Annotated in this window: 23 protein-coding genes; 12 read left to right on the top strand and 11 right to left on the bottom strand. The window is 44.5% G+C overall.

Translation table 11 applies throughout. The features are described from left to right. The first annotated feature begins 78 nt into the window (after positions 1–78). The 5 genes from hyi to VC188_RS03725 all read left to right on the top strand — a co-directional run bounded on the left by hyi (position 79) and on the right by VC188_RS03725 (position 4,015). Positions 79–858 carry a hydroxypyruvate isomerase gene (gene hyi / locus VC188_RS03705; protein WP_323483077.1) on the top strand — a complete coding sequence of 260 codons (780 nt, stop codon included), beginning with the start codon at positions 79–81 and terminating at the stop codon, positions 856–858. Positions 859–873: 15 nt separating this feature from the next. Further along, positions 874–1,773 (top strand): 2-hydroxy-3-oxopropionate reductase, encoded by a 900-nt coding sequence (gene glxR, locus VC188_RS03710; protein ID WP_416350486.1) that lies wholly within the window; start codon positions 874–876, stop codon positions 1,771–1,773. Between the two features lie 9 nt (positions 1,774–1,782). After that, on the top strand, positions 1,783–2,370 hold the full coding sequence (locus tag VC188_RS03715) for a YqiA/YcfP family alpha/beta fold hydrolase (protein WP_323483078.1): 588 nt from the start codon (positions 1,783–1,785) through the stop codon (positions 2,368–2,370). 80 nt (positions 2,371–2,450) lie between these two features. After that, the gene (locus VC188_RS03720; RefSeq protein ID WP_416350487.1) at positions 2,451–3,020 is read left to right on the top strand and encodes an HNH endonuclease; all 570 of its coding nucleotides are present in this window, start codon (positions 2,451–2,453) and stop codon (positions 3,018–3,020) included. A 71-nt stretch (positions 3,021–3,091) separates the two neighbouring features. Further along, positions 3,092–4,015, top strand: coding sequence for a DUF3108 domain-containing protein (locus tag VC188_RS03725; protein ID WP_323483079.1), 924 nt, complete (start codon positions 3,092–3,094; stop codon positions 4,013–4,015). Positions 4,016–4,017: 2 nt separating this feature from the next. On the opposite strand, the gene VC188_RS03730 is transcribed toward VC188_RS03725, so the two are convergent. The 6 genes from VC188_RS03730 to mltG all read right to left on the bottom strand — a co-directional run bounded on the left by VC188_RS03730 (position 4,018) and on the right by mltG (position 8,987). Beyond that, complete coding sequence (locus VC188_RS03730) at positions 4,018–4,539, bottom strand: ion channel (RefSeq protein ID WP_323483080.1); 522 nt, start codon at positions 4,537–4,539, stop codon at positions 4,018–4,020. 74 nt (positions 4,540–4,613) lie between these two features. Then, positions 4,614–5,321, bottom strand: coding sequence for an ankyrin repeat domain-containing protein (locus VC188_RS03735; protein WP_323483081.1), 708 nt, complete (start codon positions 5,319–5,321; stop codon positions 4,614–4,616). Beyond that, positions 5,318–6,109, bottom strand: a complete 792-nt coding sequence (locus VC188_RS03740) for a TatD family hydrolase (protein ID WP_323483082.1) — start codon at positions 6,107–6,109, stop codon at positions 5,318–5,320. The genes VC188_RS03735 and VC188_RS03740 overlap by 4 nt, the downstream gene beginning before the upstream one ends. A 31-nt stretch (positions 6,110–6,140) precedes the next feature. After that, entirely contained in the window at positions 6,141–7,262 is a 1,122-nt protein-coding gene (locus tag VC188_RS03745; RefSeq protein ID WP_323483083.1) for a DNA polymerase III subunit delta', read from the bottom strand. Continuing rightward, on the bottom strand, positions 7,263–7,901 hold the full coding sequence (gene tmk, locus VC188_RS03750; RefSeq protein ID WP_323483084.1) for a dTMP kinase: 639 nt from the start codon (positions 7,899–7,901) through the stop codon (positions 7,263–7,265). A 12-nt stretch (positions 7,902–7,913) separates the two neighbouring features. Then, the gene (gene mltG, locus VC188_RS03755) at positions 7,914–8,987 is read right to left on the bottom strand and encodes an endolytic transglycosylase MltG (protein WP_323483085.1); all 1,074 of its coding nucleotides are present in this window, start codon (positions 8,985–8,987) and stop codon (positions 7,914–7,916) included. Between the two features lie 20 nt (positions 8,988–9,007). Here mltG and VC188_RS03760 point away from each other — a divergent pair, with 20 nt between their 5' ends. After that, positions 9,008–10,015, top strand: coding sequence for a folate-binding protein (locus VC188_RS03760; RefSeq protein ID WP_323483086.1), 1,008 nt, complete (start codon positions 9,008–9,010; stop codon positions 10,013–10,015). An 8-nt stretch (positions 10,016–10,023) separates the two neighbouring features. Then, entirely contained in the window at positions 10,024–10,881 is an 858-nt protein-coding gene (locus tag VC188_RS03765; protein WP_215322198.1) for an NRDE family protein, read from the top strand. 2 nt (positions 10,882–10,883) lie between these two features. On the opposite strand, the gene VC188_RS03770 is transcribed toward VC188_RS03765, so the two are convergent. Beyond that, positions 10,884–11,366, bottom strand: coding sequence for a PaaI family thioesterase (locus VC188_RS03770; protein ID WP_216241738.1), 483 nt, complete (start codon positions 11,364–11,366; stop codon positions 10,884–10,886). 54 nt (positions 11,367–11,420) lie between these two features. Between VC188_RS03770 and VC188_RS03775 the strand changes: the two genes are divergently transcribed. Genes VC188_RS03775 through VC188_RS03795 form a run of 5 tightly spaced genes read left to right on the top strand, consistent with a single transcriptional unit; the run spans position 11,421 to position 15,032 of the window. Further along, entirely contained in the window at positions 11,421–12,887 is a 1,467-nt protein-coding gene (locus VC188_RS03775; RefSeq protein ID WP_323483087.1) for a protein adenylyltransferase SelO, read from the top strand. Positions 12,888–12,922: 35 nt separating this feature from the next. Then, positions 12,923–13,336 carry a peptide-methionine (R)-S-oxide reductase MsrB gene (gene msrB / locus VC188_RS03780; protein WP_215322204.1) on the top strand — a complete coding sequence of 138 codons (414 nt, stop codon included), beginning with the start codon at positions 12,923–12,925 and terminating at the stop codon, positions 13,334–13,336. 24 nt (positions 13,337–13,360) lie between these two features. Further along, a complete protein-coding gene (locus VC188_RS03785) occupies positions 13,361–13,909 on the top strand; it encodes a septation protein A (protein ID WP_215322206.1) in 549 nt (182 codons plus the stop codon). Continuing rightward, positions 13,906–14,190 carry a BolA family protein gene (locus tag VC188_RS03790; RefSeq protein ID WP_215322208.1) on the top strand — a complete coding sequence of 95 codons (285 nt, stop codon included), beginning with the start codon at positions 13,906–13,908 and terminating at the stop codon, positions 14,188–14,190. The genes VC188_RS03785 and VC188_RS03790 overlap by 4 nt, the downstream gene beginning before the upstream one ends. 47 nt (positions 14,191–14,237) lie before the next feature. Further along, the gene (locus VC188_RS03795) at positions 14,238–15,032 is read left to right on the top strand and encodes a peptidylprolyl isomerase (RefSeq protein WP_323483088.1); all 795 of its coding nucleotides are present in this window, start codon (positions 14,238–14,240) and stop codon (positions 15,030–15,032) included. A 14-nt stretch (positions 15,033–15,046) separates the two neighbouring features. Here the strand turns inward: VC188_RS03795 and VC188_RS03800 are convergent, their stop codons facing one another. The 4 genes from VC188_RS03800 to VC188_RS03815 all read right to left on the bottom strand — a co-directional run bounded on the left by VC188_RS03800 (position 15,047) and on the right by VC188_RS03815 (position 18,755). After that, positions 15,047–16,204: an MFS transporter gene (locus VC188_RS03800; protein ID WP_323483089.1), complete on the bottom strand. Its 1,158-nt coding sequence runs from the start codon at positions 16,202–16,204 to the stop codon at positions 15,047–15,049. Between the two features lie 12 nt (positions 16,205–16,216). Further along, positions 16,217–17,329: a chorismate synthase gene (aroC, locus tag VC188_RS03805; protein WP_323483090.1), complete on the bottom strand. Its 1,113-nt coding sequence runs from the start codon at positions 17,327–17,329 to the stop codon at positions 16,217–16,219. 43 nt (positions 17,330–17,372) lie between these two features. Beyond that, positions 17,373–17,828 (bottom strand): CBS domain-containing protein, encoded by a 456-nt coding sequence (locus VC188_RS03810; protein WP_323483091.1) that lies wholly within the window; start codon positions 17,826–17,828, stop codon positions 17,373–17,375. A 78-nt stretch (positions 17,829–17,906) separates the two neighbouring features. Beyond that, positions 17,907–18,755, bottom strand: coding sequence for a YhjD/YihY/BrkB family envelope integrity protein (locus VC188_RS03815; RefSeq protein WP_215322215.1), 849 nt, complete (start codon positions 18,753–18,755; stop codon positions 17,907–17,909). Positions 18,756–18,764 lie beyond the last annotated feature (9 nt).

The raw sequence follows: 18,764 nt of genomic DNA on the forward strand, positions 1-18,764 counted from the left end.
GACAAGGCTTAAATAGTCATCTTTTGTTAATATCTCCCATCACATTGCTTTGCCTGATTTTTTAAACAAGGAATATAAATGCCACAGTTTGCCGCGAATCTCACCATGCTTTTTAATGAAGTGCCATTTATGGAGCGTTTTGAAAAAGCGGCGAAGTCTGGATTTCAGGCCGTTGAATTTCTCTTTCCTTATTCTTTCTCTGCTGAAGATATCAAGCAAAATCTGGAGCAAAATAAACTCAAATTAGTTCTCCATAATTTACCTGCAGGTGATTGGGAAGCTGGAGAGCGTGGCATTGCCTGTTTGCCAGATCGTGTTGCAGAATTTCAGGAGGGCGTTGCTAAAGCTATTAAGTATGCAAAAGCGCTTGATGTTAAGCAGTTAAATTGTTTAGCTGGAAAAATTCCCGACGGTGCTGACATAGAGTTATTGCATAAAACATTTATTTCAAACTTACGTTATGCAGCCGATGCTTTAAAAGAAGTCAATATTAAACTTCTCATTGAACCAATCAATACATTCGATATTCCAGGCTTTTATTTATCTAGAACGCAGCAGACCTTAAATATCCTGAATGAAGTGGGCTCAGATAATTTATTTATTCAGTATGACATCTACCATGCCCAGCGCATGGAGGGTGAGCTCTGCAAAACTATAGAAACCAATCTTTCAAAAATTGTACACATTCAATTGGCGGATAACCCCGGTAGAAATGAGCCAGGTACTGGAGAAATTAATTATCCGCATCTATTTGAGTTCATCGATAGCATTGGGTATCAAGGCTGGATTGGTTGCGAATACAAACCAGCATCCAATACTGAAGCAGGATTAGGCTGGATTAAAAATCTAAATAAATAACAATACGGAGACATCATGAGTAAGCAATTAAAGCTAGGATTTGTTGGTTTAGGAATAATGGGTGCGCCCATGGCAGGCCATTTAGTTAATGCAGGGCACGAAGTGTTTATCAACACTCGCAGCAAAGTTCCGGAAGGACTAGCGTCTTCATCTGCAGTGCAATGCTCTTCACCTCAAGAAGTTGCTAGCAAAGCCGACATTATTTTTACTATGGTCCCAGACACTCCTGATGTTGAGAAGGTGCTATTTGGTGACAAAGGAATAGCATCTGGCCTTACCAAAGGGAAGATTGTTGTTGATATGAGTTCCATATCTCCAATTTCCACCAAAGAGTTTGCTAAGAAAATAAATACATTAGGCTGTGATTACTTAGACGCTCCAGTTTCTGGCGGTGAGCTCGGTGCAAAAAATGCGACTCTTTCAATCATGGTTGGCGGAGATGAGGGTGTCTTTGAGAAGGTGAAGCCTGTATTTGAGTTAATGGGCAAAAATATTAATCTCGTAGGTGGAAATGGAGATGGTCAAACTGCTAAGGTGGCCAATCAAATTATTGTTGCTCTGAATATTGAGGCTGTAGCAGAAGCGCTCTTGTTTGCTTCTAAGGCTGGTGCAGATCCTGCGAAGGTGCGTCAGGCTTTAATGGGTGGTTTTGCTAGCTCCAAGATCCTAGAGGTGCATGGAGAAAGAATGGTTAAGCGCACTTTTGATCCTGGTTTCAGAATTGAATTGCATCAAAAAGATTTGAACCTTGCCCTCAATAGCGCCAGAGCTCTGGGTGTTTCATTACCCAATACGGCTACGGCACAGGAATTATTTAATTCATGTGCAGCTCATGGCGGTAAAGCCTGGGATCACTCAGCAATGGTGCGCGCTTTAGAGAAACTTGCAAACTTTGAAATTGGACAAAAAGCATAAGCCAATCCTATGTCTTCAACTTTAGTAGTTTATTTGCATGGTTTTCGCTCCTCCCCAAGATCGAGTAAAGCGGTCTTGACGGGGGATGCAGTAAAAGCCTTATCCACATTAGAGAATCAAATTGAGTGGTATTGCCCTCAGTTGTTAGCTTCACCAAAGGCCAGCATGGATATGGTGATACGGCATATTGAAGCATCAACACATGATCGCTTAGTAGTTATCGGCTCTTCTTTGGGTGGCTACTACACCAACTACTTGGCCGAAAAGTTTGGCTGCAAAGCCGTAGCTCTTAACCCAGCAGTTAGAGCGCCAAAAGAGTTGGCGCCGCATGTTGGAATGCTGACCTCATACGATACTAACGAACCCTACGATTTCCGCCCAGAATACATTGATGAACTAAAGGCGCTACAGGTTGAATCTATTAGCAACCCGTCGCGTTACTTTCTGATCGCCGCAAAAGGTGACGAGCTCCTGGATTGGCAGGAAATGGTTGATTTCTACAGGGGTTCAGAGCAGCTGGTGCTTGATGGGGGTGACCATGGCATTTCAGATTATCCCGACCACTTGCTCAAAGTCTTAAATTTCATTGCTTCATGATGGATTGATTGCTGCTCGCTTCTTCTGTAAGATGATCTAAACAGCTGCTGCTCATTTGCGCTGTCTAGAAAGGAGAGTTTGTGCTGAGCATCTTGAAATTAGACGCAGGTGGAATTCCCCAGGGCTGGGTTAATGCAGAAGAAGCCACGAAACAATATGCCGATAGTAGCGTTTTGTGGACTTTAGGCGACCCCATTTTTCAAATGCGCGGTGGCATTTCGAGATCTACTGGCAAGCAATCCATTATCGAGTTGCACTCCATCATTGCCGTAAAGGGAAGTGCCAAGATCAATCTTTTTGATGTGTTTCCCGTAATTACAAAACATAAACTGTTTAAGCGTGATCGTGGGCTATGCGCCTATTGTGGCGATGCTGTACACGAAAACCAAGCGGAAGCCGAGCACATTATTCCCAATAGTCGCGGTGGTAAATACAGTTGGATGAATTTAGTAATTTCCTGCAGGCCTTGCAATCAACGCAAAGGCAATCGCACTCCAGAGCAGGCCGGCATGGCTTTGTTATATACACCGTATTTACCTAGTCTTTATGAAGATATGATCCTGAAGGGACGCAATATCTTGGCGGACCAAATGGACTTCCTTGCGGCTAATCTTCCTAAAAATAGCCGACTCTTAGAGAGTCTGCTCTGAGCCCAAGAATAGGGCGGTGTAATTTTTTTCATCTTCCCAAGATACATTCTTTCAGAATCATTCTTGCAGCTTTGCTGCTATCGGTATTAGGACATCTCATTCTTTTTTTTGGGCTACCTTTCATCTCTTTTTCTGAACCCGCACCAATCGCAGATGACTTAATCATTAGGACCGAACTAAAAGTAGAACCTCCCAAGAAAATCCATATTACAAAAGCGGTAAAGAAAACCCCAAAGGCAAGTACTGCAACTAATACGATTGAAGGACTAAGTTCAACCACTCAGCAGGGTGGTGATTCCAATCAAGCAGGCGTAGCTTTTAAATTACCCGAGTCAGGCATCATTTATTACGACTCTTACGTGGATGGTCAAAAGTATCAAACCGGTGAGATCGAATGGAGGGTTGATGGCAATACCTATCGACTCTATATCAACATCCCGTATGCATTTGTTGGCCCGTTTGTTTTTGAATCTCGTGGCTCAGTTGATTCCTATGGAATAGCCCCGATTCTCTATTGGTCACAACGGGGTACAAAACCCCCACGTTATTCGCGCTTTGATCGAAATGACAGTGGGCGAGGGCAGATGTTCTTCTCTGAGAAACCCGAGTTCACCCCGGAAATATTGCCCGGAACCCAAGATCGCTTCAGTTTAATGTTCCAGCTCGCCTCATTATTAAATGGAGATGGCAAATTGGATGAGGCGGGGTCTATTCGACAAATACCGGTGGTTGACTACAACACTCTAGAAATGTGGAGCTTTAAAAGTTATGGCGAGACGACATCAGAAGATATACCCAGTCTTGGCAAGTCCATAAATCGTCATTACGCCTTAATGCAACGAGAAAATGACCCTTATAAGCGCCAGGTAGACATCTGGCTTGCAAAAGACCTTGAGTGGCTACCAGGGCGCATTCGCTCTCAAGAGTCAAGTGGAAGGGTGCTTGAGCTGGTTTTCAAGCAAAAGAACCCTATTGCAACTGTAGTTACGCCTTAATTCTAAAAACCAGATCCCGATCTCGGGTTTTGATTATTGTGTCCTAGCAGTACACCCATCATTGTGTACAGGGCGGCACCTGACATTGATACTGCAAAAATCCCTGAAAAAGAGATGATGATGGGCAGAATACGCCACTGCTCTGATAATTTGTAATCACCATATCCAACAGTGGTGTACATTTCACCGGCAAAGTAAAAGGTTTGTGGGTTAGTTGGGAATACCTTTAGGGCTACGCAAATGTAGGCCCAGACTACGATTTCAGCTAAATGAATAGCAATAACTAAGAGTATGGCTACAAAATACGACAGAAAGCTTGCTCCAACAATGCGCCGTCTAGTCATGACTTGATCGATAGCATGAAATGCACCGGCAATACCCAGAACGGCAACTGCATGAACAGCCAGCATCAGGCACGCGCTTACGACAATAACCCAGATCTGACTATTGCCCATATCTGTATTGATCTCGTTGAATAGGGTTGTAAAGCTAGGAAGATCAGTGTTTTGAAAAAGGCTAAGCATGGTCTTTTTTTTAGTAGATTGGATTACAGATATATCTTATTTGACATAATAATGATTATACGCAGATAGGCATATCAGGATTTAGGCTGACCAAGAACCTTAGGCGCCACATAAGGCTGCTTATAAAGCTTCTGCCAGCGTGAACTTAAGCCTTCTGCAATCCATGGCTTCTCGTAAATGAGTGCAATATCAATTGCTGTAAATCCTTGTGAGTTACGTACCTGTAGATCGGCCCCTTTATCTAGCAATAACTTAACCAATGCTTCATTTCCAGACTGAACCGCCATCATTAGAGGCGTTGTATTGCCAGGACTAGGAGCATCAACAATAGCTCCGTTGGCGAGCAAATACTGGGCAACGTCAAGGTGACCCCTTGAACATGCGTAATGCAATGGAGTCCACCCTATGTGATTAATTTGAGCTTTTTGTACCTGTATGAGGCTCTTTACAAGGACTAAATTGCCCTCAATGGATGCAATCATGAGTGGTGTTTCGCCGAATTTATTGGAAATATCCACATCAGTAGCCTTATTAGTCACTAGAAACGTGATGACATCCACAGACTTGTCCTTAATTGCTAGATTCAGCATTAATTCACCTTTGGCATCGATTGAATTCGGGCTAACACCTTTAGAAACCAGAGATCTAACGGTAGAAACATCGTTAAATTTAGCTGCTTTAGCGAAATCAGCAATATCAGCATCTGATTGGGCTAAAGCGAAGTTGTTTAGGCTAAATAAAACACCAAGCAGGCAGATAATTATCTTAATCTTATTTCTCATGAAAATTTCCTATCTATATGAAAACATTCATAAAAATTACTTGAAGTATGATTAGCCAGGTCTTCAATGGATACACCTTTGAGATTGGCAATATATTCACCGACTTTAGATACCCACGCAGGCTCATTTGTCTTGCCGCGATATGGGATGGGTGCCAAATAAGGTGAATCTGTCTCAATGAGCATTCTATCCAGGGGCACCTGTTTACAGGTTTCTTGGAGTTCTTTAGCGCTTTTGAAGGTCACAATACCCGAAAAAGAGATAAAAAACCCCATATCCATGGCCGCCTTTGCAACATCGTAGGATTCAGTAAAGCAATGCATCACCCCGCCAATTTGTTGAGCGCCCTCCTCTTTGAGGATTTTGATGGTGTCCTCAGAGGCGGCCCTTGTATGGATGATGAGAGGCTTCTTAGATGCGATGGAAGCTCTGATATGGGTTCTAAACCGCGCTCGTTGCCATTCCATGGACTCATAGCTACGATCTCCCATGCGGTAGTAATCAAGTCCTGTTTCGCCAATTGCCACGATTTTCGGGTGCTTTAAGGCCATCTCAACCAGAAAATCAAAGGTAGGTTCAGGGGTGTCTTCGTAATCAGGATGAACGCCAACAGACGCGAAGAGGTTGGGATGATCTTGCGCCAATTTGAGTACGTTAGGAAAGTCCGGCAAATCAACCGAGACACACAAAGCGTGACTCACTTTGGCCAACTGCATATTGCTCAATACTTCCGGCAAACGGGATTGAAATTCCAGGAAATCGAGGTGGCAATGGGAGTCTATGAACATGACTCGTTATTTTAGACTGCTTGGGTTGATTCTATGGGCCAAAAATCTGTTGGTATTGGGAAAGCAAAGCTTCTAACTGGATGCGGTTGGCTAGAGGGTGATTTTCATGGCGACGAGCCTGTAGTAGAGACTTCCATAGCTGGAGCATTCTTTGAACGTTCACTGCTTTTGAAAGACTCTGAAGTGTAGATATGTGCTTTGGGTAATACCGTGGCGCACCACCCTGGGCAACCGACTGCAAATCTGAGATCCATCGTTGCATGCTTGCCAAAAGAAAGCCATATTGAGCCTTGTATGTCTTCTCGGCTGTATCTAGCCAATTAATTCCCACGCCTTGAGCCATCGATTGCAATAGGTAGCGTGACGCCTGAATTGATATCGTGAGCTCATCCTTCTCATCTTTATTGTGTCTTGCGATCAAAGAGCTCAACACTGAGAATGGCGCTCCGCCCTGCTCATCGTAAATGGTTTCGACATCCCCATCGTTCACTTTTAGGCCGTCAATATTATTCAGCTGGGTTTTTAGCCAAGCCAATCCCTGCTCGCGATCAGGGCGCGGTGCAGTCAGAAGTCGGCAGCGCGATCTAATCGTAGGTAAGACGCGATCAACACGATCGGCCAACAATATAAAAATGGTGTTTGCTGGAGGCTCTTCTAGAGACTTTAATAAAGTGTTAGCGGAGTCTGTGCGCAACATTTCTAATGGATAAATCAATATCACTCGATTGCCACCACGATGTGAGCCAATTGAAAGATTTTCTATGGCATGACGGGTTTCTTCAATGGAGATATTTTTCTTCTCCTTTTTTTCGCTTGAATCGCCGTCATCATCGCGTGCCGCTTTACCTCTTTTGGGTGTTTCGTCACTCTCATAATCAGCGTGAGGTAGGAGCTTTCGATGTGTTTCAGGAACTAAAGCTATAAAGTCCGGATGGTTGCCCGTATCAAACCAGTGGCAGGCCTCGCATTGATTGCAGGGCTTTATAGCTGCATTTGAATTCTCGCAAAGAAGTGCCTTTGCAAGCTCAACAGAAAACGCAAACTTACCGATACCAGACTGGCCGTGCAACAAAATCGCATTGGGGAAGTTGGCGAAATCCAAGCTTTCCCATAAAGGCTTAAGCCAAGGCGCCATCAGATTATCTTGCTTCACTTAAATCGCAATCTGAATAAGCTTCAGACCATCCCAAATGGCTTCAGGGGTTTTCGTTGCATCGACTAGATGAAAGCGTGATGAATCATCCTTGGCTCTTCTCAAGTATTCCTGACGAACTCTTTCGAAAAAATCTAGATCCATCTTTTCAAATTTATCTGGGGCACGAACCTTGGAGCGACGGGCCTCTGCAACCTCTCCAGGTAAGTCAAACAGGATTGTTAAGTTGGGTTGCAAAAGTGAACCATCGGGGCGACCCTGAACCCAGCGCTCTAATTCATTTAACTTTGCCAAGCTCAGGCCGCGACCACCACCTTGGTAGGCGAAGCTAGCATCTGTAAAGCGATCTGAAATAACAATCTTTCCTGCCGACAGCGCTGGCTCAATGACCTGTGCGATATGTTCACGACGTGCAGCAAACATTAATAAGGCCTCAGTCTCCAAATTCATTGGTGCATCTAAAAGTAGATTGCGCAATTGTTCACCCAAACTAGTTCCACCAGGTTCACGAGTCATCACCACCTCTTTATTTGGGTAGCGCTCTTGCATCAAACTTCTAAAGGCGTCAACGTGCGTACTCTTTCCCGCGCCGTCAATACCTTCGAAACTAATGAAATATCCGTTTTGTGCTGATGTCATAGTTAAATGAATTTAGTTGGCGCCCTTTCCAGGCGCAATTTTGCGTTGGTACCGATCTACTGCTGACTCATGCTCTTTTAAGCTTTGAGAAAAGTGACTGCTACCATCGCCTTTTGCCACGAAAAATAAGGCCTCACTTTTAGCAGGATGCGCAGAAGCCAAAATAGACTCTTTACTGGGCATTGCGATGGGGCTAGGAGGTAAACCTTTATGCATATAGGTATTGTAGGCAGTGTCTTTGCGTAAATCCGCTTTCCGCAAATTTCCATCAAATTTAGGGCCTATTCCGTAGATAACCGTAGGATCGGTTTGAAGAGGCATTCCTTTATTGAGTCTATTTATAAATACCGCAGAAATCATATCCCGATCGCTTGAGCGGCCAGTTTCCTTTTCGATGATGGAAGACAGGATTAAGAGTTCATAGGGTGTTTTTAAGGGAAGCCCAGGCTCTTTTTGATCCCAAGCCTGGTTTAGTTGCTTTTGCATTGCTTGTGCGGCTCTACGATAAATATTTAAATCCGGTTCATCAGGGTCAAATATATAGGTATCAGGAAGAAAAAGTCCTTCGTCGCTGGGATAGCTAAGATTCAGAGATTGCAACAAGTCCTTATTGCTCATTCCCTTGGTTTGGTGAATTAGAGCTGGGTGCATATCGATGATGCTCCGCAGTTGCCAAATAGTCATGCCCGGAATAATCGCAATACTTTCCCTCACCCGGTCACCGCGTGCTATTTGCAGCAACACTTTTCCGAGGCTCCCTCCTACTGGAAGCATATAGGTGCCAGGCTTTAGTTTTGATCCCACGAAAATACTTCTAGCGCCAACCTGGATAGTGAATTTATCGCTCGATAAGCCTTGTTCACCCAACTGATCGGCAATGCTAGAAAGGCTTGAATTCGGATTAATCTTCACTTTATAAACAGGTGCGCTATCGACATTGGGAGTGTTGGGCACCACTGGCATTAAAAAAATACCGCCATAAATTAGACCTAGGAAGATTAACAGAAGGGCAAACCAATACTTTAAACCTCGATCTTTTGACTTTTTCTTAATAAATAGAGATCTGCTCTGAATTTTTCTGCTCATCAGGCTATGATAAAAGGGTCATGATAAATACCCCCAAAATTGAGCAAAACTGGCTAAATAACCCCACTTCCCTACCCTGCAATTTGCCGCAGTGGGGATTAATCCTGGTTGAGGGCTCAGATGCTGCAAGCTTTTTACAAAATCAATTAACAAATTCAGTATTGGGGCTTAACCGCACCCTACCCAGTCAAATAGCCCAAAATTTTTCAGGTGTCCGCCTAGTAGGTTATTGCAGCCCTAAAGGGAGATTGCTTGCAAGCGCATGGCTCGGACTGTTTCCATCTGACGAGAACGCCGAAGATCGCTTTGCTTTATTTATTTCGAAAGATATTGCCGCAAGTACAGCAAAACGCTTATCCATGTTTGTATTGCGCTCAAAGGTAAAAGTTACCGATGTAACCGAGAATTGGATTATTTCTGGACTGCATGGTTCCGAGGAGCAGATTGTCCAATTTAAGATTGATCCTAGCGCTATGAGTTTACGCATGCCCGATGTTTTGGCAAATAATCAATCGGTTGCCCGTCTTTTATTTGCAATGCCCGTTGATAAGCAATCAAGTGCACGCGACTCTAATGAAATGCTTCAAACATGGAATGAGCTTGAGGTCTTAAGTGCCATTCCTAGAATTGTTCAAGCAACTCAGGAGCAATTTGTACCCCAAATGATTAATTTTGAATCTGTTGCCGGCGTTGATTTTAAAAAAGGGTGTTATCCAGGCCAAGAAATCGTTGCTCGCAGTCAATATCGCGGTGCCATCAAGCGTCGACTACAAATTGCCCGTATAGATATCAGTAGCTCAGATGAAAACCTACCCATGCCGGGCGTTGAACTTTTCCACTCCTATGACCCCTCCCAGCCAGCAGGAATGGTAGTTTTATCTGCACATTCCCCAGGGTATGGTGACCGCATTGACCTTCAGGTCGAGTGCAAGTTAGAGGCGCTTGAAAATGGGGAAATTCATCTTGGTAGCCCTGAGGGACCTGTGTTAAAAATAGATTTATTGCCCTACCCTTTGCTCGAAATTTAATACCCCTTATGTGCCTTATTCTCTTCGCTTGGAATTCTCACCCAGAATATTCACTGGTGGTAGCGGCGAACCGTGATGAGTTTTACGAACGCAATACCGATGGCGTTTCTTGGTGGTCTGAACATCCTCATGTTTTGGCAGGCAGAGATCGGGCTGATGTATTGGGTAATCCCGGCACCTGGCTTGGATTTACCAAAACCGGAAAATTTGCAGCCTTAACAAATGTTCGAGCGCCTAGCGAAAAAAATCCTGATTCTAGAACGCGTGGTGAACTGTCTTTGATGTACCTCACCGGTAATGAGCGCCCCTCGGAATTTATCCAAGGAAATGCAAAGCGTTTTCAGCAATACAACGGCTTTAATCTTTTGATGGCGGATTTAAGTGATCCAGCCAATGCCGAAATGCATTGGGTCAGCAATCGTATGATGATTGGGCAAAGTATTCGTCCGCGGAAAGTTTTTCCACAACAAACGTTAGAGCCAGGAGTTTATGGTTTGTCTAATGCCATGCTTGATACTCCGTGGCCAAAAGTAAATCACCGTGTAGCTGCATTTGCTCAGGCATTGGCTATGGATCAAGGGCAACTTAAAAATGCAGATCCGTATTTAAAGCTATTAGCAGACACGCACCACGCTAGTGATAACGAACTTCCTAACACGGGGGTTAGTCGTGAATGGGAGAAGGCACTATCTCCCGCGTTTATTAAAACCCCCGCCTATGGAACGCGTTCAAGTACAGTTTTGAGGGTACGGAAAGACGGTCAGTTTGAGATGGTGGAGCGTCGCTTTGACGCTTCAGGAACTGTAGGTCATGACGTTGTTACGGGCGTCCTTAGCTCTGCATCAGATTCAAATTTATCTGTTTAGCATTACTCAAAGCGACCATCATCGTTTATAACTCGATCACCATCTGCATTACGAGCTACTAAGCGCTTCAGGTACTTGAAAGTACCGGTAGACATGCAGCAAATTTCACCTTGATCGTTATAAAGCTTGGCTTCACAAAAAGCCATTGTTGCTGTTCTGCGAACCGTATCAGCCTTGACTCTCAGCACACCGGTTGCAGCTTGCATGAAATTATTCTTCATTTCAATGGTCACCACACTGCGATCACCTGGATCGCCGGAACGTGCTGCAACAGCCATAGCCACATCCATCAGTGTTAACAAAACACCCCCATGTGCCACTTCCCAGGTGTTGTTATGCTCGGGTTTGAGGGCCAGCAAAATCTCTCCCTTGCCCATTTCAGCGCTTAAACAACGAACACCCAAAAGCTTTAAAAAAGGCACATTCAATTCCTCGCCTAAATTAGCTAACTGGGTCTGTGGATTCATTTGGACTTGTTTGTTCATAGATTAATTTTAGAGCCATGCACGTGATTTAGTAAATCCACCTAGAATACCTCTATGGCCTTTACTTTACGCGGCGATGATGCCTGCCAAGCAACCCTCCCCACCCCGATACCCAATCCCTACTGGGTCGCATTTTCACCCTCATCTGCCAAATTGGTGGGTATTGACTTGGACGAAAATAAACTGCCCCTAGATAAAACATGGCTAGAGGTATTGTCTGGGAACGGTTTAAATACAAGCAACCATCAATTTCCAAATCCTATAGCAATAGCCTATAGCGGACATCAATTTGGGGTGTGGGCTGGTCAACTCGGTGATGGACGCGCAATATTGTTAGGCGATATTGCTGGACAAGAATTACAGCTCAAAGGAGCTGGCATAACGCGATTCTCCCGCATGGGTGATGGTCGTGCTGTATTACGCTCATCTATTAGGGAATTCTTATGCAGCGAGTCAATGCATGCTCTGGGCATTCCAACTACGAGAGCGCTTTCAATTGTTGGCTCAGATATGCCCGTCAGAAGAGAAACTTTAGAGACTGCAGCGGTTTGTGCTCGCTTAGCACCAAGCTTTATTCGGGTTGGCCACTTTGAGCATTACGCTTCACTGCAAAACCATGCAAGGTTAAAAGAGCTCGCAGATTACCTCATAGAAATACATTACCCAGAATCCCTACAGACTGATGAGCCTTACTTGGATTTATTTAAAAGAATTTGCGCACGCAACGCTAATTTAGTCGCTCAATGGCAGGCTGTGGGCTTTTGTCATGGGGTTCTCAATAGTGACAATATTAGCGTGCTTGGATTGACTATTGACTATGGCCCTTTTGGATTTTTAGACCAGTTTCAGATCGACCATATTTGCAACCATAGCGATCAAGGTGGTCGTTATGCCTACCATCGTCAACCACAAATCATGCATTGGAATATGGCATGCTTGGCCAGCGCCATGATTCCACTACTTGAGCTCCGCCACGGTGAAAAAGAAGCCCAAGATCTACTGCGTTCAGCCCTTGAAGAGTTCCCAAATACTTATGCGAGAGCTTGGCAATCGTTGTTTCGTAATAAATTGGGATTTAGTGCGGAGCAAGATGGGGACGTCGCCCTGATTGAACGGTTATTGCAGGCAATGCATGATTCGAAGGTGGATTTCACGAACTTCTTTCGCAACCTTGGAAAGCTCAAGTCAAAACTGCCTATTTCGCAGATTTCCTTAAGAGATGATTTTATTGACCGTGATGCAATTGATCTTTGGTTCGTTGATTATTTAGCTCGCTTACAGAGTGAATCCAGCAATGATTCAGAGCGACACCTAGCAATGAATCGAGTAAACCCAAAATACATCCTGCGAAATCATCTTGCCCAGTTCGCCATTGAACAGGCGCAGAAAAAAGACTTTTCTGAGGTATCAAAGCTTCTTAAGATTTTAAGCAACCCGTTTGATGATCAGCCAGAATTTGCTTCTTACTCGCTAGCTCCGCCACCAGATATGGATATGGTCGAAGTAAGCTGCTCCTCATAGGTGTTTAATAAGAAAATCATATTATTGGAGTCAAAATGACAAAAACAGATAAAGAATATAAGCAATCATTAAGTGATATAGAGTACCGCGTCACTCGAGAAGCGGCAACCGAGCGGCCTTTTACTGGCAAATACTGGGATCACTGGGACAAAGGTCGCTATCAGTGCGTTTGCTGCGGTACGCCACTCTTTTTATCAGAGACCAAGTTCGACGCTGGTTGTGGTTGGCCAAGCTATAACGCACCAGAAGTTGCATCCTCTATTAAGGAAATTCGAGATACTACTCATGGCATGATTCGTACCGAAGTCCGTTGCGCAAATTGCGATGCGCATTTAGGCCATGTATTTGAGGATGGCCCTATGCCAACCGGTTTGCGCTACTGTATTAACTCTGCATCCTTGAGTTTTGAGCCAGGCACTAACGCTATACCTGCAAAAACAGATGAATAAATTAAATAGCTGGATAATCACTTTATGAAATTTTTATTCGACCTATTCCCTATCATTCTCTTCTTTGTCGCATTTAAGCTGGGTGATATATACACAGCGACTATCGTAGCTATGGTTGCCACTATCGGACAGATTCTTTGGGTCTATTACCGCCATCGCAAGATCGATGCCATGCAATGGATAAGTCTTGTCATGATTGTTGTGTTTGGCAGCCTCACAATCTTCTTGCATGACAAAACATTTATTCAATTAAAGCCGACAGCGCTTTACTGGCTCTTTTCAGGCGCCCTATTTATCAGTGCTCAGTTTTTTCAAAAGAATTGGATACAAGTATTAATGGGAAAGCAGGTAACGCTCAAAGCAGCATCAGCGCATTCAGTTTGGCGTAGCCTCAATGTGGCTTGGGCTATATTCTTTTTCTTCATGGGCGCACTCAATCTGTATGTTGCTTTTGAGTACTCAGAAGAAACTTGGGTTAACTTTAAATTATTCGGCAGTACTGGCCTCTTATTAATTTTTGTCATTCTTCAAGGAGTTTGGCTCTCCAAGCACATGGAGCACCCAAGCGAATGAGCATCAATCAACAACGGATTGCCGCTTTCGATGAAGATCTACGGAAAGCTTTTCAGGTGCAAGCCTTAAAGATTGAAGATGAAAGTCATCTTCATGCTGGCCATGCAGGCGCAGCTAGTGGCGGCGGCCACTTTCGACTTGAAATCATCGCCTCAGAGTTTAAAGGTTTGAACCTAGTGGCTCGTCATAGGGCTGTTTATGCTGCCTTGAATCGCCATATTCCCAAGGAAATTCATGCCCTAACCATTACCGCCCTAGCCCCAGACGAAGTTGCTGTCTAGGGCTACTTTAGAATGGCTCTATTCCCTTTTAATTAATTATCAAAACCATGATCAATAAACGTCAAATACTCTCAATCGGCCTTCTTGGAGCCACTCTTTTATCTGCAAATGCTATCGCACAGAATGCCGTCATCGTGAATGGCAAGGCAATTCCTAAAGTGCAATTAGATAAGCTAGTTCAACGTTCAGGACAGCCCGATAATCCTCAGGTACGCGATCAAGCTCGTGAGATGTTGGTCACCCGTGAATTGGTATTGCAGGAGGCTGACAAGCGCGGCGTCATTCAGAATGAAATGGTACGCGAGCAATTAGAGCAAGCGCGCATGGGAGTTTTAGTTAGCGCTGTATTTGAGGATTATGTTGAAAAAGAAGGTGTTGCAGAAGCGGATCTGAAAGCTGCATATGAATCCGCAAAGGCGCAATACAGCGGCAAGGAATATCACGTAGAACATATCTTGGTAGAAAAAGAAGCGGATGCCAAGGCAATTACTGCGCAGCTTAAGGCAGGCGCTAATTTCGAAGAAATCGCTAAGGCAAAGTCGCTCGACCCTGGCTCTGCTAAAAATGGCGGCGATCTAGGTTGGGTTAGCGATAAAGCATTAGTACCAGAGTTTTCTAAGGCAATGGTCCAACTCAAAAATGGGCAAATTACTGACAAGCCTGTGAAGTCACAGTTTGGTTGGCACATCATTAAGGTGATTGACTCTCGCGATATTCAAGCCCCAAGTTTTGAAGAAATGAAGGCTCAGTTGAAGCAGATGATCATCTCTGATAAGAATTGGCAAAAGGCGAAGTTCTCAGAAATGATGCAAAAACTACGCGCTAAAGCAAAGATTCAATAAAAAGCTAAGTAGTTTTATCTGGCGGGATAACGTCGCGGTCTGAGTTTTTGGATTGCCATACCCGCCAGTCCGCATGCAAACGCGGACATTACAAATACATCTCTTGGTTGAGATGCTTCCCATATCCAGCCAGCACATAACCCTCCGAGCGTTCCACCAAGGCCGTATGAGATGGTGGCCATCAAAGCTTGGCCTCTAGCCTGTACCGGGCCTGTGAACCAACGTTGCAAAAGTTTTGTAGCGGCACTATGGTGTGCAGCAAATGTGCCAGCATGCATTAATTGCGCCACTATCAAAACAGAAGTGATTGGTAGGAAAGCTATTAAGGCAAATCTGACAACCCCAATTCCAAAGGCAGCCTGCAATATCACCTCGGCATCTAACCTGCTCAATACCTTATTTTGAAAGTAAAAGAAAATGACTTCGGCAAAAACTCCTAGAGCCCAAAACAGGCCAATCTGAAATTTGTTGTACCCAAGGTTTGAGAGATAAAGAGAGTAAAAAACATATAAAGCAGCGTGGGCAAAGATCATAAAAAATCCAGACACTAAAAACCACCGAACATCTGGATTAAAAAGCACAACCAATAACTCCCCTTTAACCATTTTGCGACGCTCCATTTTGGGCTCGTGTAAACAAAAGGTAATAAGAGCTAAGGCTAGTAAAACAACGGTGCCCACAATGGGATAAAGCCCAATGCTCTTGCGCTGGAATAGCTCTCCCGCGGCAAGAACCATGGCAATAAAGCCGATAGACCCCCACAGACGCAAGCGTCCGTAACGCTTATCGAAGGAATTATCTTTGTATAAGGCATGAATAGTGGCTGACTCACCAAGCGGCATCAAACCACTCAAAATGGTGTGCAACACAAACATCCAAATAAAAAATCCGATGTAGCTATGCAAGAAATAAATGCATAAGAAAACTACCGCTGCAAGACATGCACAGAATCGAATAATGCTAATCCGATTAGAAAGGTAGTCCGATAACCAACCCCAAGAAAAAGGGCCAACAATGCGGGTGATCTGCAACATAGACATCAATGCAGCAATCTCTATAACACTAAAGCCCCGTTCTAAAAAGAACAGGCTAGCGTATGGAGAAACTAACCCAACATAAGCGAAATATAAAAAGAAAAAGGACCCGAAGGCCCAGCGTAGCGAAGGCGTCATCGATTAAGCCAATTAATTGCGAAATGAGCCTGGTTGAGAGGCTGGAATAGACGCAGCATCTGGTACATCAGCGCATTGAGCGCGATGGCGTAGAGCATGATCCATTAATACTAGCGCTAACATTGCTTCAGCAATCGGTGTTGCACGAATACCAACGCAAGGGTCATGCCTGCCTTTGGTTTGAACTGTAATCGGCTTCCCATCTAAATCGACAGACTGCTTCGGGCTCATGATGCTCGAAGTTGGTTTGATTGCGATAGAAACACGCAGATCTTGACCGCTACTAATGCCGCCCAAAGTACCGCCAGAATTATTGCTTGCAAAGCCATCGGGATGAAGCTCATCTCCATGCTCGCTACCGCGCTGAACTACCGACTTAAAGCCAGCGCCAATCTCAACACCTTTAACGGCGTTGATACCCATCATGGCATGCGCAATATCGGCATCCAACTTATCGAATAAAGGCTCACCCAAGCCAACAGGAACATTACGAGCCCTTACCTCGATACGTGCCCCACAAGAATCCCCTGCTTTACGTAACTCATCCATATAGCCTTCAAGCTGAGAGATGATTTCAGAATTAGCGGCAAAGAATGGATTCCGGTCAATCTGAGCGGCATCTTTAAATGGAATTTCAAGTTCGCCCAATTGACTCATATAGCCATAAAACTCAGTGCCATATTTCTCATGAAGCCATTTTTTGGCGATCGCAGCGGCAGCAACAACTGGCGCCGTTAAGCGAGCGGATGAGCGACCGCCACCACGGGGGTCACGAATGCCATATTTATTTTGATACGCATAATCAGCATGACCAGGTCTAAAGGTCTGCAAGATATCACCATAATCCTGGCTGCGTTGGTCTGTATTACGGATTAATAGCGCAATAGGGGTGCCTGTTGTTTTGCCCTCAAACACACCTGAAAGGATCTCAACTTTGTCCTCTTCTTTGCGCTGCGTAACGTGACGAGATGTACCTGGTTTGCGACGATCTAAGTCCAACTGAATGTCAGCTTCTGAAAGATTCATACCTGGCGGGCAACCATCAACCACCGCCCCGATTGCGGGACCGTGGGATTCACCAAAAGTGGTAACAGTAAAAAGTAGGCCTAAAGTATTTCCTGACATATCGACATTATGTCATTTGTCGGAAAATGATGGCTAGAACAACTTAGGAAGCTGCTTTTTCAGTATCTTCCGGCCAATCACGAATATAGGCCTTGAGCATCGTATTTTCGAAGTCCTGGGCTTCCACCACCGATTTTGCTACGTCGTAGAAAGAAATAACGCCCATCAACATCTTTTGATCGATTACTGGCAAATAGCGCGCATGGTCTACCAGCATCATGCGCCGAACCTCATCAATCTCGGTTTCCATATTGCAGGTCAAAGGTGTTTGATTCATCACAGTATTTACTTGAAGACCTTCAAGCTTGCCTTGATGTTTAGCTAAAGCGGCAATAACTTCACGGAAGGTCAGAATGCCAACCAGTTTGTCATACTCCATGACCACCAATGAACCAATGTCGTGCTCACTCATTACTAGCACTGCAGTTTGCAGCGCCGTATCAGGGGCTACTGTAAAAAGGGTGCTTCCCTTGACGCGTAATATGTCACGAACTTTCATTTGGTCTCCGAAAACAATGTATTTATAGATCCAATATAGACTCAAGAACTCCGCGAATCAAGAGCTTAGGCGCAACTTTTAGTAACGAATAACCCTAATGACACCGCTTCGAATATCCGGCAAATTAGCCACCAATACCGCGCCAGTTAAGGTAATCCACCAGGTCATATAGATCCACGTTAAACCGAGAGGCAAGATCGCAAAAGCGCCATATACCGTTTTATAGAAGGCTGTATTGCCCAAGAAAATGGCAAATCCAAACTTCATTAGCTCAAAGGCAAGCGCTGCAACAAAAGCTCCCGTAAAGGCGTCTTGCCACAAAATCTTGGCGTAAGGAAGAATTTTGTAGACCACTGCATAGACCAGAATGGCCAAAAAGATTGGGGCAATCGCGGCCACCAGTTGAAAGCCAAAAGATACCGCGCTGATCCAGCCTTCTGAAGCACTAAATAAAACGCCACTCAAGTAAATGCCAACGCCAAGCATGATTGGACCTAGGATAGTTGCCGCACTATAGATCACAATTTTTTTATACAAAGGGCGTCTTGCAGTGACCTTGAATATTTGGTTAAAGGCACCCTCAATCACCGCTAAAGTCATGATTGTCGTGATGATCAGTCCGGCCAAGCCCACATAGGTTAAGCCTTTTGCTTGGGATGAGAATTGCTCTAAATAAATAAATGCCTGCTGATTAATGCCGCCTGGCATATAGGTGTCCAAAAGCCAGGATCTAAAGGTATTTTTTACTTGAATTACGCGTGGGAGGTGGCCGATCAGTATGGTGGCGATCGTGACCATCGGCACCATGGATAAAGTTGTTGTAAATGCTAGGCTGGCTGCAATTTGCTTCAAATTTTGACCGCGATTACGCTCCCAGATCTCTTTAGCCAGAGAGAGCCATAATTGGGGGTTACGAATAAGGCGCATCGCCGTATC

It is taken from the genome of Polynucleobacter sp. MG-28-Ekke-A2, from assembly GCF_035012985.1.
Classification (GTDB): domain Bacteria; phylum Pseudomonadota; class Gammaproteobacteria; order Burkholderiales; family Burkholderiaceae; genus Polynucleobacter.

Coding starts and splice junctions, on each gene's coding strand:
- aroC (WP_323483090.1), bottom strand. CDS start 17,329: ATGTCAGGAAATACTTTAGGCCTACTTTTTACTGTTACCACTTTTGGT.
- VC188_RS03715 (WP_323483078.1), top strand. CDS start 1,783: ATGTCTTCAACTTTAGTAGTTTATTTGCATGGTTTTCGCTCCTCCCCA.
- VC188_RS03785 (WP_215322206.1), top strand. CDS start 13,361: ATGAAATTTTTATTCGACCTATTCCCTATCATTCTCTTCTTTGTCGCA.
- glxR (WP_416350486.1), top strand. CDS start 874: ATGAGTAAGCAATTAAAGCTAGGATTTGTTGGTTTAGGAATAATGGGT.
- VC188_RS03760 (WP_323483086.1), top strand. CDS start 9,008: ATGATAAATACCCCCAAAATTGAGCAAAACTGGCTAAATAACCCCACT.
- VC188_RS03815 (WP_215322215.1), bottom strand. CDS start 18,755: ATGCGCCTTATTCGTAACCCCCAATTATGGCTCTCTCTGGCTAAAGAG.
- hyi (WP_323483077.1), top strand. CDS start 79: ATGCCACAGTTTGCCGCGAATCTCACCATGCTTTTTAATGAAGTGCCA.
- VC188_RS03765 (WP_215322198.1), top strand. CDS start 10,024: ATGTGCCTTATTCTCTTCGCTTGGAATTCTCACCCAGAATATTCACTG.
- VC188_RS03790 (WP_215322208.1), top strand. CDS start 13,906: ATGAGCATCAATCAACAACGGATTGCCGCTTTCGATGAAGATCTACGG.
- VC188_RS03795 (WP_323483088.1), top strand. CDS start 14,238: ATGATCAATAAACGTCAAATACTCTCAATCGGCCTTCTTGGAGCCACT.
- VC188_RS03740 (WP_323483082.1), bottom strand. CDS start 6,109: ATGTTCATAGACTCCCATTGCCACCTCGATTTCCTGGAATTTCAATCC.
- VC188_RS03770 (WP_216241738.1), bottom strand. CDS start 11,366: ATGAACAAACAAGTCCAAATGAATCCACAGACCCAGTTAGCTAATTTA.
- msrB (WP_215322204.1), top strand. CDS start 12,923: ATGACAAAAACAGATAAAGAATATAAGCAATCATTAAGTGATATAGAG.
- VC188_RS03730 (WP_323483080.1), bottom strand. CDS start 4,539: ATGCTTAGCCTTTTTCAAAACACTGATCTTCCTAGCTTTACAACCCTA.
- VC188_RS03810 (WP_323483091.1), bottom strand. CDS start 17,828: ATGAAAGTTCGTGACATATTACGCGTCAAGGGAAGCACCCTTTTTACA.
- VC188_RS03735 (WP_323483081.1), bottom strand. CDS start 5,321: ATGAGAAATAAGATTAAGATAATTATCTGCCTGCTTGGTGTTTTATTT.
- mltG (WP_323483085.1), bottom strand. CDS start 8,987: ATGAGCAGAAAAATTCAGAGCAGATCTCTATTTATTAAGAAAAAGTCA.
- VC188_RS03775 (WP_323483087.1), top strand. CDS start 11,421: ATGGCCTTTACTTTACGCGGCGATGATGCCTGCCAAGCAACCCTCCCC.
- tmk (WP_323483084.1), bottom strand. CDS start 7,901: ATGACATCAGCACAAAACGGATATTTCATTAGTTTCGAAGGTATTGAC.
- VC188_RS03800 (WP_323483089.1), bottom strand. CDS start 16,204: ATGACGCCTTCGCTACGCTGGGCCTTCGGGTCCTTTTTCTTTTTATAT.